This window comes from Arthrobacter oryzae (assembly GCF_037911235.1).
GTDB lineage: Bacteria > Actinomycetota > Actinomycetes > Actinomycetales > Micrococcaceae > Arthrobacter > Arthrobacter oryzae_E.
Window position 1 is genome coordinate 167,085 of the sequence record NZ_JBBLYW010000071.1, and the last position, 16,315, is coordinate 183,399.

General features: G+C 65.9%; 13 protein-coding genes. 7 read left to right on the forward strand and 6 right to left on the reverse strand.

Annotated features, from left to right (window positions below):
• Positions 1-7 precede the first annotated feature (7 nt).
• The 4 genes from WMN78_RS20850 to WMN78_RS20865 form a co-directional block, all read right to left on the reverse strand.
• Positions 8-2,812 carry a helix-turn-helix transcriptional regulator gene (locus WMN78_RS20850; protein ID WP_340535649.1) on the reverse strand — a complete coding sequence of 935 codons (2,805 nt, stop codon included), beginning with the start codon at positions 2,810-2,812 and terminating at the stop codon, positions 8-10.
• 137 nt (positions 2,813-2,949) lie between these two features.
• The gene (locus WMN78_RS20855) at positions 2,950-4,134 is read right to left on the reverse strand and encodes an acetyl-CoA acetyltransferase (RefSeq protein WP_340535650.1); all 1,185 of its coding nucleotides are present in this window, start codon (positions 4,132-4,134) and stop codon (positions 2,950-2,952) included.
• Positions 4,131-4,820, reverse strand: a complete 690-nt coding sequence (locus WMN78_RS20860; RefSeq protein ID WP_340535651.1) for a CoA transferase subunit B — start codon at positions 4,818-4,820, stop codon at positions 4,131-4,133. The genes WMN78_RS20855 and WMN78_RS20860 overlap by 4 nt, the downstream gene beginning before the upstream one ends.
• A gap of 58 nt (positions 4,821-4,878) precedes the next feature.
• Positions 4,879-5,598, reverse strand: a complete 720-nt coding sequence (locus WMN78_RS20865; RefSeq protein ID WP_340535652.1) for a CoA transferase subunit A — start codon at positions 5,596-5,598, stop codon at positions 4,879-4,881.
• 200 nt (positions 5,599-5,798) lie between these two features.
• On the opposite strand from WMN78_RS20865, the gene WMN78_RS20870 reads away from it, so the two are divergent.
• On the forward strand, positions 5,799-6,584 hold the full coding sequence (locus WMN78_RS20870; protein ID WP_340535653.1) for an IclR family transcriptional regulator: 786 nt from the start codon (positions 5,799-5,801) through the stop codon (positions 6,582-6,584).
• 221 nt (positions 6,585-6,805) lie between these two features.
• On the opposite strand, the gene nadE is transcribed toward WMN78_RS20870, so the two are convergent.
• Together nadE and WMN78_RS20880 are read right to left on the reverse strand one after the other, a co-directional pair.
• Positions 6,806-7,627 (reverse strand): ammonia-dependent NAD(+) synthetase, encoded by an 822-nt coding sequence (gene nadE, locus WMN78_RS20875; protein WP_340535654.1) that lies wholly within the window; start codon positions 7,625-7,627, stop codon positions 6,806-6,808.
• A gap of 118 nt (positions 7,628-7,745) precedes the next feature.
• Entirely contained in the window at positions 7,746-8,768 is a 1,023-nt protein-coding gene (locus tag WMN78_RS20880) for a LacI family DNA-binding transcriptional regulator (protein WP_340535655.1), read from the reverse strand.
• 238 nt (positions 8,769-9,006) lie between these two features.
• Between WMN78_RS20880 and WMN78_RS20885 the strand changes: the two genes are divergently transcribed.
• The 6 genes from WMN78_RS20885 (at position 9,007) to WMN78_RS20910 (ending at position 16,310) form a co-directional block, all read left to right on the forward strand.
• A complete protein-coding gene (locus tag WMN78_RS20885; RefSeq protein ID WP_340535656.1) occupies positions 9,007-9,855 on the forward strand; it encodes a sugar phosphate isomerase/epimerase family protein in 849 nt (282 codons plus the stop codon).
• The gene (locus WMN78_RS20890) at positions 9,852-10,862 is read left to right on the forward strand and encodes a Gfo/Idh/MocA family oxidoreductase (RefSeq protein ID WP_340535657.1); all 1,011 of its coding nucleotides are present in this window, start codon (positions 9,852-9,854) and stop codon (positions 10,860-10,862) included. Before WMN78_RS20885 ends, WMN78_RS20890 begins: the two co-directional genes overlap by 4 nt.
• A 230-nt stretch (positions 10,863-11,092) precedes the next feature.
• Positions 11,093-12,619: an ABC transporter substrate-binding protein gene (locus tag WMN78_RS20895; protein WP_340535658.1), complete on the forward strand. Its 1,527-nt coding sequence runs from the start codon at positions 11,093-11,095 to the stop codon at positions 12,617-12,619.
• A gap of 6 nt (positions 12,620-12,625) precedes the next feature.
• Positions 12,626-13,567, forward strand: coding sequence for an ABC transporter permease (locus WMN78_RS20900; RefSeq protein ID WP_340535659.1), 942 nt, complete (start codon positions 12,626-12,628; stop codon positions 13,565-13,567).
• Positions 13,564-15,429 (forward strand): dipeptide/oligopeptide/nickel ABC transporter permease/ATP-binding protein, encoded by a 1,866-nt coding sequence (locus tag WMN78_RS20905; RefSeq protein ID WP_340535660.1) that lies wholly within the window; start codon positions 13,564-13,566, stop codon positions 15,427-15,429. The genes WMN78_RS20900 and WMN78_RS20905 overlap by 4 nt, the downstream gene beginning before the upstream one ends.
• Positions 15,426-16,310: an ATP-binding cassette domain-containing protein gene (locus WMN78_RS20910; protein WP_425341192.1), complete on the forward strand. Its 885-nt coding sequence runs from the start codon at positions 15,426-15,428 to the stop codon at positions 16,308-16,310. Before WMN78_RS20905 ends, WMN78_RS20910 begins: the two co-directional genes overlap by 4 nt.
• The last annotated feature ends 5 nt before the right edge of the window (positions 16,311-16,315 follow it).

Sequence of the window (16,315 nt, forward strand, 5' to 3'; positions counted from 1 at the left end):
CCTCTGGCTACTTCGACGGGAGCAGGTGCCGGCGTCGGGCCTCCATGACACAGGCTCTTCGGTCGCTGACGCCGAGAGTGTTGAACAGGCTCTTGAGATACCACTTGACGGTATTGATGCCCAGATGGAGCTCCTGGGCGATTTCGCGGTTGGACCGTTCCTTCTCCACAAGGCGCAGGATCATCTGTTCGCGCTGCGACAAGCCCGGTTCCGGAACGGTGGTGCCCGCGCCGGTGGTGGGAGAGACGGCCTCTGCTGACCACCCGGCGTCGCGGTTGGTCTTGGCCTGGGTGTCCAGCCGGATGAGGATACTGAGGAAACGCGGTAACTCGTGGCCACCTTCCTGGGCAGGCTCCCGCCGCAGCCTGGCCGAGATAGCACGGACCAGCTCCAGGCAGCTTGCGCCGCCGTCGAGCACGGGTCGGACCAGGCCCAGCCGGGAGCACGTCTCCAGGGCGGGCCGGAGCGTCGTCTCGGCTTCCTCCCGGTTCCCCGCCTGTTCGAGGGCGGCCGCCAGCAGGATACGGGCATTCAGCTCTGCCCTCGGCCCCAGATAGGCCGCAGCCCGCGACAGCAAGCGGCGGGCGCCGTTCACCGTGTCCAGCCTGCCGGGGGAGTCCGGGCCCCCGTGCCCGGCGTCAGCCATGGCTGACCGCAGCTGCGTGGCCAGCTGGATCTGGTGCTTGGTCTCGGCCAGCCCTTCCAGCCGTGGCCTGGTGGCCGCTGCTTCCTGCGCCGCAGCCGCCCCCGGAAAGTCACCGTGGGGTTCCGCGTCGCTGGCCCGGGGGCTGATCCCCAACTGCACGCGTTCCAGGTTCATGACGAGTTTGAGCCGGTCCAGGCCGAGACTGTCGGCCACAAGATCGCCTTCGTCGAGTATTTCCCGGGCCCGCGGAGTGTCCCCCCGGAGTGCTTTGATTCTTGCCAGCGTGGCGTATGTGGACAACATGAAGTCCACCACCCCGCCTTCGGAGCCCAGCTCGCGGGTTTCTTCGAGCAACTTTTCGGCCTTGTCGAGTTCGCCGCGTTCATAGAGGAGCTGGCCCATCATCGCTCCCGCAAGGCGCGCCGCATGCGAGTATCGCCCGGCCTTGCGCCGGCCGAGTTCCACGGCGGCAGTGAAGTGCTGGTCCACGCTGTCCAGATCGAGCAGGGCGTAGGCGGCAAGACCCGCGAAACAGTGTCCGTACACGCCACTGAAGGGTCCCGAGGTGAGGCCGTGGAACTTCGCGGCCCAGCGCTGTTGTTCCAGGGCGAGCGGGTACTCGCCGTCGTGGATCTTCTTGAACGTTGAGACGTTCGCTGCCACTGAGACGATCCAGGGCCGGAGCCGGTCCGCCTGGGCGAAGCACTTTTCGTCCAGTTCATCCACGTGGTTCACTCTGTCGCCGTACATGTCGATGCAGCTCTGAACAACGAGCCCTTCGACGCCCAGTTCAAAGCGGTCGTGTTCGGTCAGGGTCGCATCGGCGGGCATCACGGTCTCGGCCCGGTCCAAGGCACTCTGCGCCGCTGCCGATTGGTGAAGCAGCGTATGGGCCCAGGCCACGGCCGTCTGGAGCCGGGCTTGTCCGGCCACATGGTCTGCCGGGATCTTGCCGACAAGAGCCAACAGGGTGGACATGCTGGAGTGTTCCACCAGCCACATTGCCCGGAATTCGACGATCTCCACGGCGAGATTAACGTCGCCGGCAGTGAGGGCATGATCCACCGCATCACTGGGGAATCCGTTGTCCGAATACCAGCGTGCCGCGATCAGGTTCAGTTCCTTGGTCCGGCCCGGGTAATCGCGCTCCAGGCGGCGGCGCAGGTAGTCCTCAAACAGGTGGTGATAGCGGTACCACGTGCCGTCCTCGTCCAGCGGCTGCAGGAAAAGATCCTGCGCCTGGATTCTCTCCAGCATTGCCTGGCCCAGTTCCACCCCCGAGAGGGCGGACGCCAGTCCCGCGCACAGCCGTTCCGGAACCGACGTCAGCAGGAGGAAATCCAGCGTTTCCGGGTCGAGGGTGTCGAGGACGTTTTCGGCCAGATATTCACCAATGGACGCGTGCCTGCCGGAGAGCCGTTCGATCAGTTCCGAGGCCTCGCGGTGGTCCCTGAGGGACAGGGAGACCAGTTGCAGCGCAGCGATCCAGCCCTCCGTGGTCCGGTGGAGGCTGGCGACGTCTCCCGCATCCAGATCGAGCCGGTTGATGCCGACCAGGAAATCCTGGGATTCGTTTTCATCGAACCTCAGGGCAACGGCATCCACTTCGAGTAGCTGGTCCCGCACCATCAGCCGGCCCAGTGGCAGGCCAGAGCGGTTGCGGCTCGTGATAACAAAGGACAGATGTGAGCCGCCGGCATCCAGCAGCCGCTCCACTACCGCCCTGGTTCTGGGCTCCGTGACCAGATGCCAGTCATCCAGGGTGATGACGATGTCCTGACCGCCCTCATCAATGGCGTTGATGAGGGCGGGAACCACGTATTGCTCAGCGTCGTCGGGCCGCTCCTCCAGCAACTGCTGGAGTTCCTCCTCGAATCCGGGCCGGGCTTTGCGGATTGCCTGAAGCAGATGGGAAAGGAACCAGATGGTGTTGTTGTCATCCCGGTCCAAGGACAACCAGACAGTCACGAGGCCCTGGGACGCCAGGTTTTCCATCCATTGGGCTGCAAGGGTCGACTTGCCAAAACCGGCCGGGGCGTGGATCAACGCGAGCCGCCGTTTCCGGTCCGAGTGGAGCATCTCGGTCAGCCGCGCGCGGTGAACCCACTGGCCAACCGGCTCGGGCGCGCGGAACTTGCTTGACGCACTGGGCGGTCCTGTCGGCATCCGCCACCTCCTTGTGGTCCGGCGGTCGCCGGGAAATGCATGTGGCCCTCTGAAATCCTATGGGAACCGCAGTATCAAAAGACAGTGGTGACCCCTGCCTGCTCCTCCCTGCGGTTCCCGGCCCATCGCGGGTTTTCCTAGACCGCCTCGAGCACGCTGACATAGTTGGCGATGCCGACGCCGCCCATGTTCTGCACCGCGGCGCGGCGGGGATTGGCGAGCTGCATGCCGCCGGCGGTTCCGGTGAGCTGCATGGCTGCTATGACATGCTGCGATACTCCGGTGGCACCGACGGGGTGGCCCTTGGCCTTGAGTCCGCCCGAGACGTTGATGGGCAGCCTGCCGTCCTTAAAGACCCAGCCTTCCTGCACGGCCCGGGTGCCCTGGCCCGGTTCGGTCAGCCCCATGGCCTCGTACATGAGCAGTTCGGCGATGGTGAAGCAGTCGTGCACTTCGGCAAAGTCAAGGTCCTCAAGCCCGACGCCGGCCATCCCCAGCGCGCGCTGCCAGGAGGCCCGCGTCGCGTTGAAGGCGGTGGGGTCGCGGCGCTCGGTGGGGAAGAAGTCGTTCGCATGGCCGAATCCAGCGAGCCGCACCGGGGCGGTTGCCCCGCCGGTGGGCGAGACGGAAAGCACGACGGCGGCGGCGCCGTCGGACACGGGGGAGCAGTCGGTGCGGCGCAGCGGATCGGCCACCATCGGGTTCTTGTCCGAGACGGTCCGGCAGAACTCCTCACCGAGATCCTTGCGGAGCTGTGCATAGGGGTTGTCCACGCCGTTGCGGTGGTTCTTCGCGGCGATGGTGCCCAGCACGTCCGAAACGGGTCCGTAGCGCTTCTCGTAATGCTTGGCCACCTCGGCAAACAGGCCGGTGAAGCCGGTGCTGGAAGCTTTGCCGGCCATGTCGTAGTCCGCGCCGAGCAGTGCCGCTCCGACGACGTCGGCTCCGGCGTGGGTCATCTTCTCGGCGCCGATCACGAGGACGGTCTTGGCGGTGCCGGCCAGCAGCGACTTGGTGCCCTGCTGGAACGCGGCCGACCCGGAGGCGCAGGCGTTCTCCACCCGGGTGGAGGGGACGTTGGCCAGTTGCTCCGAGACCTGCAGGGCCAGCGAGGACGGGAAGGCCAGGGGCATCATGCCGGAATTGAACTGGCCGAGGTAGATTTCGTCGATCTGGCCGGGCTCGATGCCGGCGTTGCCGATCGCCTCCGTGGCGACCTGCACGATCAGGGATTCCAGGGTCTCGTCAGTGAGTTTGCCGAAGCGGCTGTGGCCCCAGCCGGTGAGCAGGACGTCCTTGCCAAACTGTTCTTTGAGGCTCATGCTGTGGCTCCTTCAAGGGTGGGTGTTGCATCGAGGGATGCGGCGACGTCGAAGCGGGCTTCGGTTTTCCCGCGGAGTTCCTCCACGGTGACGCCGGGTGCGAGGCGGGTCAGCGTGAGCCGCCGGCCGCCGTCGTCCGTCTTTTCAAGATCAAAAACGGCAAGATCGCTGATGATGCGGTCAACACAGCTCAGCCCGGTGAGCGGGAGGGTGCATTCCTTAACGATCTTTGCCGTGCCGTCTTTCGCGTTGTGCTCGGTCAGGACCACGACGCGCGGTGTCCCGGCCACGAGGTCCATGGCACCGCCCATGCCCTTGACCATCTTGCCGGGGATGGTCCAGTTGGCGAGGTCGCCGTCGCCGGACACCTGCATGGCGCCCAGGATGGCGACCTTGACGTGCCCGCCGCGGATCATGCCGAAGGACGCGGCGGAGTCGAAGATACTCCCGCCGGGCAGGACCGTTACGGTCTGTTTGCCGGCGTTGATGAGGTCGGCGTCCTCCTCGCCTTCGTAGGGGAAGGGACCCATGCCGAGCAGGCCGTTCTCGCTCTGCAGGACCACGCGGACGCCGTCGGGCAGGTTGTTGGCCACCAGCGTGGGGATGCCGATGCCCAGGTTCACGTAGTCGCCGTCGTTCAGTTCTTCGGCCGCGATGGCAGCCATTTCATCCCTGGTCCAGGCCATGGGGTTCTCCTTGGGGTCTTGAAATCTTCGGGGGCTTAAGTGTTCGTTCGGGCCTAGGCTAGGCGGAGACGGGCTCCGCGGTGCGGGGGCGGACCGTGCGCTGCTCGATGTCCTTGACCCGGCTGCTCGCCTGCACCAGGCGCTGAACGAACACGCCGGGGGTGACAATGTGGTTCGGGTCCAGCTGCCCGGGCTCCACGATTACCTCGGCCTCAGCGACGGTCACCGCGCCCGCCGTTGCCACCACGGGGTTGAAGTTCCGCGCGGTGTAGCGGTAGATCAGGTTGCCGTCGGTATCGGCGGTGTGGGCGTGGACGAGGGCAACGTCGGCCTTGATGGCGCGTTCCTGGACGAAAGTTTCGCCGTCGAACTCCGCGAGCGGCTTGCCCTCTGCGACGAGGGTGCCCACCCCGGTCTTGGTGTAGAAAGCCGGGATGCCGGCGCCACCGGCGCGGAGGCGCTCGGCGAGGGTGCCCTGCGGGGTGAACTCCACCTCCAGCTTGCCCGCGAGGTACTGCTCGGCGAAGAGCTTGTTCTCGCCCACATAGGAGGCGATCACCTTGCGGACCTGTCCGGCTTCGATCAGCACACCAAGGCCCTTGCCGTCCACGCCCATGTTGTTGGAGACGACGGTGAGGTCTTTGACGCCGGAATCGCGGACTGCCTCGATCAGGTCTGCCGGGATGCCGCTGAGGCCAAAGCCTCCGACGGCGAGCGTCATGCCGTCCCGTAGCACGTCCTGCAGCGCGGCGGCCGCGCCGGATTTTACCTTTGACATTGCATCTCCTCATTGAGCCGTTGGCGCAATCCACTTTGTGGACTACTCCTCTGCTGTTGGAGCCTACGGCGCTGAAATGGGGGCTGTCAATGGACGTTTTCGGCCGGAACTATGCCTTTTTTATAGTGTGGACGGTAGACTGGCAGCTGTCCATAATATGGATGGTTTGGCAGGTCAAACACAAAGTCCGAGGAAAAAAGATGTCTTCATTACCGGTCCAGGGCGCACAAGTCGTCAGCCGCGTCGCGTCCCTGCTGCGCATTGTCGGACGCAAGCCGGAAGGCTCACCGCTGGTCGAACTGGTCCGCGAGTCCGGCCTCACCCGCCCCACCGTGCACCGGCTGCTGAGTTCGCTGGCCTCCGAAGGGCTCCTGGACCAGGACCCCCAAAGCGGCAATTGGGTGCTGGGTCCGGAGATCCTGCTGATGGGGTCCGTGGCCTCTGCCCGTTTTCCTCTGGAGGACATCGCCCGGCCCAGCCTTCGCAGGCTGGCCGAAGAGACCGGTGAAAGCGCCTTCTTCTCCATCCGCCGCGGAGCGGAAACGGTGTGCCTGCTCCGGGAGGAAGGCAGCTTCCCTGTTCGCTCCTTCGTGCTGCACGAAGGCGTCCGGTTCCCGCTGGGCGTGGCATCCGCCGGAACCGCGATCATGGCGTTCCTGCCCGAGGCGGAGCAGGAAGAGCTACTGGCCGACTGGGCCGCGCACGCCGGCACCTTCGCCGCAGGCCACACCGAGGCCCTGGTCCGGGAGAACCTGGCCAGGACCCGGCAGGCCGGATACTCGGTGAACCCCGGGCTGGTGCTGGAGGGCAGCTGGGGGATGGGGGCGGCGGTGTTCGACCAGCGCGGGCGCCCTGCCTGGGCATTGTCGCTGACCGGGATCGAGCCGCGCTTCCGCGGCGACCGGCAGGAAACCCTGGGCCGCCTCTTGATGGAAGAGGCGCACCGGATCTCCACGCTGCTGACGCGGTCACCGGGCGGCGCCTGAGGGTTTGGAGAGGAGCCGACGACGGCGGGCGCTGGTCCTGTCCGGCGGAGCCAACCGGCCGCCGTGGGGCACATTGACACGGACACGCCGGCATTTGGGGCCGGAAAGGGCCAGCCAAGGTTCAAAGTGCCCCGGTTTGGCCCGCCGCCGGCCGAAGCGCAGTGCCGCAGGTGGGCTTCAGCGCGGGTGCCGCCCGGCCGGGCGGCTAGCCCAATCTAGGGCTATTTCCACCAGGTGTCGAAGATGGTGACCGGGACCGTGCGCTTGTGGCGGGTGCGGAGGTACTTCTGCTCGATCGACTCGGCAACGGCGTCCGGGACGTCGCGGCCTTCGAGGTAGTCGTCGATCTGGTCGTAGCTCAGGCCGAGCTCGTCCTCGTCGGTGCGGCCGGGCTTGCCGTCGAGGAGGTCGGCCGTGGGGACCTTCTCCCAGATCCGGGCCGGGGCGCCGAGCTCAGCGAGGAGTGCCCGGTTCTGGCGCTTGTTCAGCCCGAACAGCGGCAGGATGTCGGCGCCGCCGTCGCCGTATTTGGTGAAAAACCCGGTGACAGATTCAGCGCCATGGTCCGTGCCGATCACCAGGTAGTTGTGCTCGCCGGCAAGGGCGTACTGCGCGATCATGCGGGTGCGGGCCTTGGTGTTGCCCTTGTGGAAGTCGGAGATGCCGTTGCCCACGGTCTTCTCGAATTCGTCCTCGAAGCCGTCCACCGCTGCGGAGATGTTGAACGTCCACTCTGTCTTGGCCTTGATGAAGTCCAGGGCGGCCTGGGCGTCGTCCTCGTCATGCTGCACGCCGTACGGAAGGCGGACCGCCACGAAATTGGCTTCCGTGCCTTCCGCCTCGAGCTCTTCCACGGCAAGCTGGGCCAGCCGGCCCGCGAGCGACGAATCGAGGCCTCCGGAGATGCCTAGGACATAGCCCTTGGTGCCCGTCGCCTTGAGGTACTCCTTCAGGAAAGTGACGCGTTTGCGCACCTCCCCGGCGGGGTCGATCCGGGGCTGGACGCCCATTTCTTCAATGATCCTGGCCTGGAGTTCGCGCATGTGATCCAGACTAGTCAGCAGTGTCAACCATGCTCAACTGTGTCCGCCTGAATCAGGCCGGGAATTACGCCGGCGGGGGAGCCGGAGCCTGCGGCCCGGCGCCCGCGCCAGCAGCCGATCAGGACAACGGCGCAGGCCCGGTGGAGGCGCGGACCGTGAGGTGGGTGGGCATGACGGACCGGCTGCGGGTGCCGCCGCCGGCCAGCGGGTTCAGCTGGGCCAGCAGCATGGACACCGCCACGCGCCCGGCCTGTTCGATCGGGGACGCCATGGTGGACAGCGGCGGATTGCAGAAGTCGGCGCCGAAGATGTCGTCGCAGCCCACAATGCTCATGTCCTCCGGAACCCGGATGCCGCGTTCGCGCAGCCGCTGGAGCATGCCGATGGCGATGAGGTCATTGAACGCGATGCAGGCCGTGACCCCGCTGTGCACGGCGGCGTCCGCGGCGGCCGCACCGGACTGCGTCTTGGGAGCGAACGGCCCCAGCCGGCGCACTTCCACCCCGCGCTCCTCGGCTGCGACGGACAGGGCAGTCCAGCGGCGTTCGCTGGACTGCGACGTGGGCGGTCCGGCCATGTAGGCGATGCGGGTATGGCCCAGCGAGATGAGGTGGTCCAGGGCCTGGCTGGTGGCGGACGGGGTGTCGATGAGGACTGCGGGGACGCCGGGGACGTCACGGTTGATGGTGACCATGGGCATTTTCGCCGCAGCCGCGAGCAGGGCCTCGTCAGTCAGCCGGGAGGCGGCCACCACGATTCCGTCGGCACTTTTGCGCAGCTGTTCCATGGTGCTGGCTTCCACCTCGTCGGATTCCTCCGTGTCCACCAGCAGCTGGGTGTAGCCTGCCGCCTTGAGCTGGAGCTGGGTGCCCCTGATGAGGTCGAAGTAAAAAGGGTTGGTGATGTCCGGGACAAGCACACCCACGGCGCCGGTGCGGCCTGAACTCAGCGCCTTGGCCTGGCTGTTGGGAATGTAGTGCAGCTGTGCCGCGGCCGCCTCGATCCGCTGGCGCGTCCTGATGTTGACCCTGTCCGGCGTGGAAAGCGCCCGGGAAACGGTGGAGGCCGCCACACCGCAGAGCGCGGCGATGTCGTGGATGGTGGGCGGGCGGTCCACTGCTGCTGGTTGCGTCGTAGCCACGGCGCTCCTCTCTGAACGTGGTGGCCGGGCCGTGACGGCCGGGTCGGTTGAACAGGACTGTGACTGCCGACACAGATCCGCTCTGCCAAGAATGCCACAGATTGTCAAAGAATGGCAACCGGTTGTCACAAGCCGTCACGCTGGCTAAACTGGGCGGGACACCGTTTGTGAACTGCGTCACCGCACTGAGCCGAATGAGGGCTGCCCGTGCGGCGGCCGCGAAACCCAGGAGATCCGCGTGAGCGAAACAACAACCGCAGTCTGGCCGCTCTCAGGCTTCGGCGATGAAATTGATCCGGACCCGGTAGTGCAGGCCGCCGTGTTGCTGGCCCTGGGCGCCAGCCACATCGAGGTGCGCAGCGCCTGGGGCACCAATGTTTCCGAGCTGGAACCGCAGCAGGTTGCCACGCTCAAGGACATTCTCGCCGAAAAGGGCCTCAAGGTGTCCGCGGTGGCCAGCCCCATCGGCAAGGTGGACGTGAGCCTGCCGGTGGAACACGAGCTGGAGCGCCTCCGCCAGATCATTTCCGTGGCCAAGGGCCTCGACACCAAGTACATCCGGATCTTCTCCTTCTACCGTGCGGACGGCCAGAGCGCTGAAGACATCCGTGACGACGTCATGGCCCGCATGGGTGCGCTGGCAGCGCTGGCTGACGAGTCCGGCGTCGTACTTTTGCATGAAAACGAAAAGGGCATCTACGGTGACACCCCCGAGCGCGTCCTGGACATCATGACGACGGTGGGTTCCCCGGCGCTGCGCATCGCCTGGGACAACGCCAACTTTGTGCAGGTGGGCGTCAAGCCCTACACCGACGGCTACGCGATGCTGCGGCCGTACCTCGAGTACTTCCAGGTCAAGGATGCGCTGTCCACCACCGGCGAAGTGGTGCCCTCCGGCGAAGGCGACGGCGAGCTGGATGCCACCATCGCTGCCCTGAAGGCGGACGGCTTTAAGGGCTTCGCCTCGCTGGAACCGCACCTGGCCAGCGCCCATGAACTGGGCGGCTTCTCGGGGCCGGTGGCCTTCGGTATCGCGGCCCGGGCCTTTGCCGCGCTGGCCGCGAAGAACGGGGTTGAACTCTCTTGAGTACGACGGCGGCGGTCATCGGTTGCGGCGACGTTTCAGCCGTGCACTTCGAGGCATTGGCAAAGCTCGACGGCGCCACGCTGGTGGCGGTATGCGATGCGGATCCGCAGCGGCTGGCTGCCGCGGTGGCCGCCTACGGCGTCCCCGGCTTCGCCGACCACCTGAGCCTGATCGACGCCGTGCGGCCGGATGTGGTGCATATCTGCACCCCGCATGACCAGCACGCCGCGCTGGCTGCGGACTGCCTGGAACGCGGCGTCAACGTCATCGTGGAGAAGCCCCTGGCCCACACCCTGGCCGAAGGTGCGCGGCTGGTCGAGGCGGCCTCGGCGGGCAGGGCGAAAATCGCCGTGTGCTTCCAGAACCGGTACAACGCAACGTCGCAGGCCATGCACGCCCTGCTGCAGTCCGGCGAGCTGGGGTCCGTGGTGGGTGCGTCCGCAACCGTGCTGTGGCAGCGCTCGGCCGAGTACTACCAAAGCCGGCCGTGGCGCGGCACCTGGGCCGGTGGCGGCGGCGGGCTGATGATGAACCAGGCCATCCACACCGTGGACCTGCTCCAGTGGCTGGTGGGGGACGTGGTGGCGGTCAGCGGCAACGCTTCCACGCGGTTCCTGGGCGAAACGATCGAGGTGGAGGACACCGCTGAATTCGTGGCGGAGCACGCCAACGGTGCCCGGAGCGCGTTCTACGCCACCCTGGCCAATGCGTTCAACGCGCCGGTGACACTCGACGTCGTCACTGAGAAAGCGGTGCTGAGCCTGCGCGGCGACCTGACGGTGACGCATGCGGACGGGCGGGTGGACGTCGTGCCGGAGCGCAGGAGCGACTCCGGCGGCAGGTCCTACTGGGGTGTCTCGCACGAGCTGCTGATCAAGGACTTCTATGCCCGGCTGGAGGAGCCGGAGCCGTTCTGGATCAGCCCCGCGGAGGCGGAAAAGTCGCTGCGCATCATCAAGGACGTCTACCGGCAGAGCTACCCCGAAGCTGCCGCAGCGGTCTCCTGACGCGCGCCGCAACCGTTTGTAAGGGCCCGCGATCGCAACCGGTTGTATCCCGTAAAACGTGTTAGAACGTTTCATTTCTGAACGCCACAAGGCAACATTGCAACATCTTTGACAATCGGTTGCCAAATAGGGCAGTAATGCGTACTCTGAATCTCACAAGGCCGGTGTGGTCCACGCCACACCGACCTCTTTCCGAAAGTCTCACGTTCCACAGATCCAAGGAGCCAACAATGAAGTTAGGTCCCAAGGCGGCAGCGACCGCCCTCACCGTCAGCGCGGCGCTCGCGCTGACCGCGTGCGGAGGCACCGCAAAGTCCGGCCCCGGCGCGGGGGCTGCTGCCACTGCCCTGACCATCGGAACCATCCAGGACGTACGGTCCTGGGATCCGGCCCAGGCACATGTTGGCCACGTTTTGCAGCCCTACCAGGCCGTCTACGACACGCTGATCCTGCGCGAACCGGACGGAAAGCTCAGCCCGATGCTGGCGACCGAATGGAAGTACAACGAGGCCAACACCAAGCTCACGGTTGACCTGCGCACCGACGTCACCTTCAGCGACGGCGCCAAGTTCGACGCCGAGGCTGCCAAGGCCAACATGGACCACTTCAAGAAGGCCAACGGCCCGCAGATGGCCCAGCTCGCGTCGGTCTCCGATGTTGCCGTCGTGGATGCGGACACCATCGACATCAACCTCTCCACGCCGGATCCGGCGCTGGAGTATTTCCTCAGCCAGGCCGCCGGCCTGATGGGCAGCCCCGAAGCCCTCGGCTCCGAAGGCATCAAGACCGAGCCGGCAGGTTCGGGCCCGTATGTCATGGACAAGGCCGCGTCGGTCAAGGATTCGCAGACCGTGTTCAATGCGCGCAAGGACTACTGGAACAAGGACCTGCAGAAGTACCAGAAGCTCACGTTCAAGATCCTGGCGGACATCACGGCGCGCACCAACGCCCTGGTCTCCGGCCAGGTCGACGCCACCATCCTGGATCCCAAGACGGGCAAGCAGGCCGAGGGCGCCAAGATGAAGCTCGCCGCCAACGAGGTGGACTGGCAGGGGCTGCTGCTGCTGGACCGCGACGGCGCCAAGAACCCGGCACTGAAGGACGTCAAGGTCCGCCAGGCCATCAACTACGCCTTCGACCGCAAGACCATCCTGGACCAGGTCATGCTCGGCCAGGGCACTCCCACGTCACAGCCGTTCGGCAAGGCCAGCGGAGCCTGGACTGAAGAGCTGGAAAACCACTACAGCTACGATCCGGCGAAGGCCAAGCAGCTCCTCAAGGAAGCCGGCTACGAAAAGGGCCTCACGCTGGACATTCCGGCCGTCCCGAACTTCGAAACCCAGATCTCCGTGGTGAAGCAGCAGCTGGCTGACGTCGGCATCACGCTCAACGTCGGTGCTGCGCTGACCAACACGTTTACCTCCGATGTGGCTGCGCAGAAATACACCACCATGTACTTCTCCCTCTTCCAGGGCGAGCCCACGGTGGCCATCAACCAGATCATCTCCACCAAGGCGCTCTACAACCCGTTCAAGAACGCCAATCCGGAGCTGGACGCCAAGATCGAGGCCGTGCGCGGCGGTGGAGCCGACGCCGGAAAGCTGGCCCAGGACGTCAACAAGTACGTGGTGGAGCAGGCCTGGTTCGCACCGCTGTTCCGCGTCAACCAGATGTACTACCACAACTCCAAGGTTGACGTGACGCCGCAGATCCAGCAGGCCGTCCCGTCCATCTACAACTACTCACCCGCCAAGTAGGACACCATGATCAGGTTCATTGCGAAAAGGCTGGGCAGCGGGGTGGTGGTGCTGCTTGTTGTCTCGGCACTCACTTTCTTCCTGCTGTACATGTCCAGCGGCAGCATCGCCCGGAACATCCTGGGCGATCAGGCCACCGCTGAACAGGTGGCCTTGAAGGAACAGGAACTGGGGCTGGACCAGCCCCTCGTTGTCCGCTATTTCGCCTGGGTGGGCGATGCGCTGACGGGGAACCTTGGTGCCTCATGGTTCACCTCCGAGCCGGTGGCCAACTCCCTGGCCAGCCGGATTCCGGTCACCATGACCATGGTCTTCGTTGCAATGATCCTGATCGCCATCTGTGCCGCACTCATAGGTGTGGCCGCCGCAGTCAAGCGCGGCTGGGTGGACAGGGTGGTCCAGGTTGGCGCCATCATCGGCGACTCCGTCCCGGGGTTCGTCATCGGCGTCATCCTGGTCACCGTCCTGGCCATCCAGCTGGGCCTCTTCCCCGCCACGAGCACCATTTCACCGGACTCCGGCGCGGACGCCTGGGTCTATTCGATGTCCCTGCCGGTGATCGCCCTGCTGATCAACGGCGTCACCGGCGGCGCGCAGCAAATCCGCAGCGCCGTCATCAAACAGCTTGAGCGGGACTACGTCCGCACCCTGCGCAGCCGGGGCATCGGCGAGCGCGAGATCCTGTTCAAGCACGTGCTGCGCAGCTCCGCCCCGGCCGGCCTGACAGTGCTGAGCCTGCAGCTGATCGGCATGCTGGGCGGTGTGGTGATCATCGAGCAGATCTTTGCCCTCCCGGGCATGGGACCGCTGGCGGTCACGGCAACCACCCAGACGGATCTTCCGGTGGTGATGGGCGTCGTGATGTACACGGTGGTCGTCGTCATCGTGGTGAACCTGTTGGTGGACATCCTTAATGGCTGGCTCAATCCGAAAGTGCGTGTGTCATGAGCGATTCTGTAGAAACGGTCGCGGTCACCGCAGCTGCCTCCCCGATGCAGGCCGGCCAGTCCGGCACGGTGGTCCGCTCCAACGTCTTCAAGCGCCTGGTCAGGAACCCTCTCGGCATCGCTGCGCTGCTGATCCTGCTGACCATCTCCCTGCTCGCGCTCCTGGCCCCCGTCCTGGCGCCGTTCGACGAGAACTACGCGAACATTGCCAAGACCCTGGCCGCGCCCGACTCGGTGAACATCCTCGGCACGGACAGTGCAGGCCGCGATGTCTGGAGCCGCCTGCTCTTCGGTGCACAGCTGACGCTGCTGTCGGCTTTGCTCTGCGCCGGAGTCGCCATCGCCATCGGCCTGCCGTCCGGGCTGATCGCCGGCTACTACTCCGGCACGTTCGAGGCCGTCTCCAACTGGGTTGTCAGCATCACCATGAGCCTTCCCGGCCTCATTGTGCTGCTCACCATCCGCGCCGCCTTCGGCCCTTCGGTCTGGATCTCGATGATTGCCTTCGGCATCCTCATCAGCCCGGCGTATTTCCGGCTGACGCGCACCGCCGTCCAGTCCGTCCGTAACGAGCTCTACGTTGACGCCGCCCGGGTGTCCGGGCTTTCGGACTGGAGCATCATCGCCCGCCACATCTTCTCCGTGGTCCGCGCCCCGATCATCATCCAGACCGCGGCCATTGCCGGTGTGGCCATCGCCATCCAGTCGGGGCTCGAGTTCCTGGGCCTGGGCGATCCTTCCAAAGCGACCTGGGGCGTGATGCTCTCCGAGGGCTTCAAGAACGTCTACCTGACCCCCACCCTGCTCTTCTGGCCGGCGCTGGCCATGGCGCTCACCATCGGCGGCCTGGTTTTGCTGGGCAACGCCATCCGCGATGCCCTGGAGGACGGGGAAAAAATCAAGCACCGCAAGAAAAAGGCAGCGCCCGGCACGGGAGCGAGTACGACGGCGGCATCCGCCCCGGTGCGCCCGTCACGCAAGGCGGCGGTTGCCGCCGTGGACGCCGGCACCGAGCACCACCTGGTGAAAGTGACCAATCTCGGCGTGGGCTACCCGCAGGCTGACGGTTCCATCAAAAAGGTGGTGGACGACGTCTCCTTCCACGTGGACCGCGGCGAGATCCTTGGCATCGTGGGGGAGTCCGGCTCCGGCAAGTCCCAGACAGCCTTCTCCATCCTGGGCCTGCTTCCGGACAACGCCCGCATCGTGGCCGGCTCCATCCAGTTCGACGGCAACTACACCGTGGCCCCGGGCGACGAACGCGTCAACCAGGCGCGGCTGTCCACGCTGCGCGGCAAGCGGATTTCCTACATTCCGCAGGAACCGATGAGCAACCTGGACCCCGCCTTCACCATCGGCTACCAGCTGGTCACGCCCATGGTGCGGGTGCTCGGCATCAGCAAGGACGAAGCCCGCAAGCGGGCGCTGAAGCTCCTGGCCGACGTCGGCATCGCCAATCCGGAACGGACCTTCAACGCCTACCCGCATGAAGTCTCCGGCGGGATGGCCCAACGGGTGCTTATCGCCGGCGCCATCAGCTGCGAACCGGACCTGGTCATCGCGGACGAGCCCACCACCGCCCTGGACGTCACGGTGCAGGCCGACGTGCTGGACCTCCTGCGCGAACTCCAGCAGCGCCTGAACATCGGCGTGATCCTGGTGACCCACAACTTCGGGGTGGTGGCGGACCTCTGCGACAGGGTGGCCGTCATGCAGAACGGCCGGCTCGTGGAGGAGGGCTCCGTCCGCGACATCCTCCGCAACCCGAAAGAGCAGTACACGCAGACCCTCCTGGCCTCCATGCTTGAAGGCAAAACCCCCATGTCCATGCTTGTATCCAGCCAGAAGGAGCCGGTCGCGTGAGCACTGTGGAAGTCAAGGAAACCACCCCGCTCCTGAGGGTGGACAATCTGGTGGTCGAATACCCCAGCAAGAAGTTCCGCGCCAAGCCGTTCCGGGCCCTGACGGACATCAACATCACCATCGGCCAGGGCGAGACCCTGGGCCTGGTGGGGGAGTCCGGTTCCGGCAAGACCACCCTTGGCCGGGCCGTCCTGGGCCTTGCCCCCGTGACCGGTGGAAAGATCATCTTCGAAAGCAAGGACATCAGCCACGCCACGCGGAGGCAGCGGCGCACCCTGAGCCGGGACCTCCAGGTGGTGTTCCAGGACCCCTACACCTCGCTGAACCCGGCACTGGAGATCGGCGACATCCTGGCCGAACCGCTCGGCGTGCAGGGCATGGAACAGGCGGCGGCCAAGAAGCGGGTCAAGGAGCTGCTGGACCAGGTGGGGCTGCCCTCGGACGCCATCCACCGGCTGCCGCGGGAGTTCAGCGGCGGGCAGCGCCAGCGCGTGGCTATTGCCCGGGCGCTGGCCCTCTCACCCAAGCTGATCGTCTGCGACGAACCCGTCAGCGCACTGGACCTGTCCACCCAGGCGCGTGTCCTGGACCTGTTTCTGCAGATCCAGAAGGACACCGGCGTGTCCTACCTTTTCGTCTCCCACGACCTGGACGTCGTACGGCACATCAGCCACCGCGTTGCCGTGATGTACCACGGCGAGATCGTGGAGCAGGGTCCGGCCGACGTCGTCACCCGGGAACCGGAGCACCCCTACACCCAGCGGCTCCTGCTGGCTTCCCCGGTACCCGATCCGGACCGGCAGGAACAGCGCCGGGCGGACCGCCACCGGCTGCTGGAAATCCAGCGGCAGCAGCTGGAACAGGCCGGCGCTCCCGCCTAAGGGCG

What these genes read in the sequence shown, in the direction of transcription:
- WMN78_RS20850 (WP_340535649.1), bottom strand. Translation starts at nt 2,812, where the DNA reads ATGCCGACAGGACCGCCCAGTGCGTCAAGCAAGTTCCGCGCGCCCGAG.
- WMN78_RS20855 (WP_340535650.1), bottom strand. Translation starts at nt 4,134, where the DNA reads ATGAGCCTCAAAGAACAGTTTGGCAAGGACGTCCTGCTCACCGGCTGG.
- WMN78_RS20860 (WP_340535651.1), bottom strand. Translation starts at nt 4,820, where the DNA reads ATGGCCTGGACCAGGGATGAAATGGCTGCCATCGCGGCCGAAGAACTG.
- WMN78_RS20865 (WP_340535652.1), bottom strand. Translation starts at nt 5,598, where the DNA reads ATGTCAAAGGTAAAATCCGGCGCGGCCGCCGCGCTGCAGGACGTGCTA.
- WMN78_RS20870 (WP_340535653.1), top strand. Translation starts at nt 5,799, where the DNA reads ATGTCTTCATTACCGGTCCAGGGCGCACAAGTCGTCAGCCGCGTCGCG.
- nadE (WP_340535654.1), bottom strand. Translation starts at nt 7,627, where the DNA reads ATGCGCGAACTCCAGGCCAGGATCATTGAAGAAATGGGCGTCCAGCCC.
- WMN78_RS20895 (WP_340535658.1), top strand. Translation starts at nt 11,093, where the DNA reads ATGAAGTTAGGTCCCAAGGCGGCAGCGACCGCCCTCACCGTCAGCGCG.
- WMN78_RS20900 (WP_340535659.1), top strand. Translation starts at nt 12,626, where the DNA reads ATGATCAGGTTCATTGCGAAAAGGCTGGGCAGCGGGGTGGTGGTGCTG.
- WMN78_RS20905 (WP_340535660.1), top strand. Translation starts at nt 13,564, where the DNA reads ATGAGCGATTCTGTAGAAACGGTCGCGGTCACCGCAGCTGCCTCCCCG.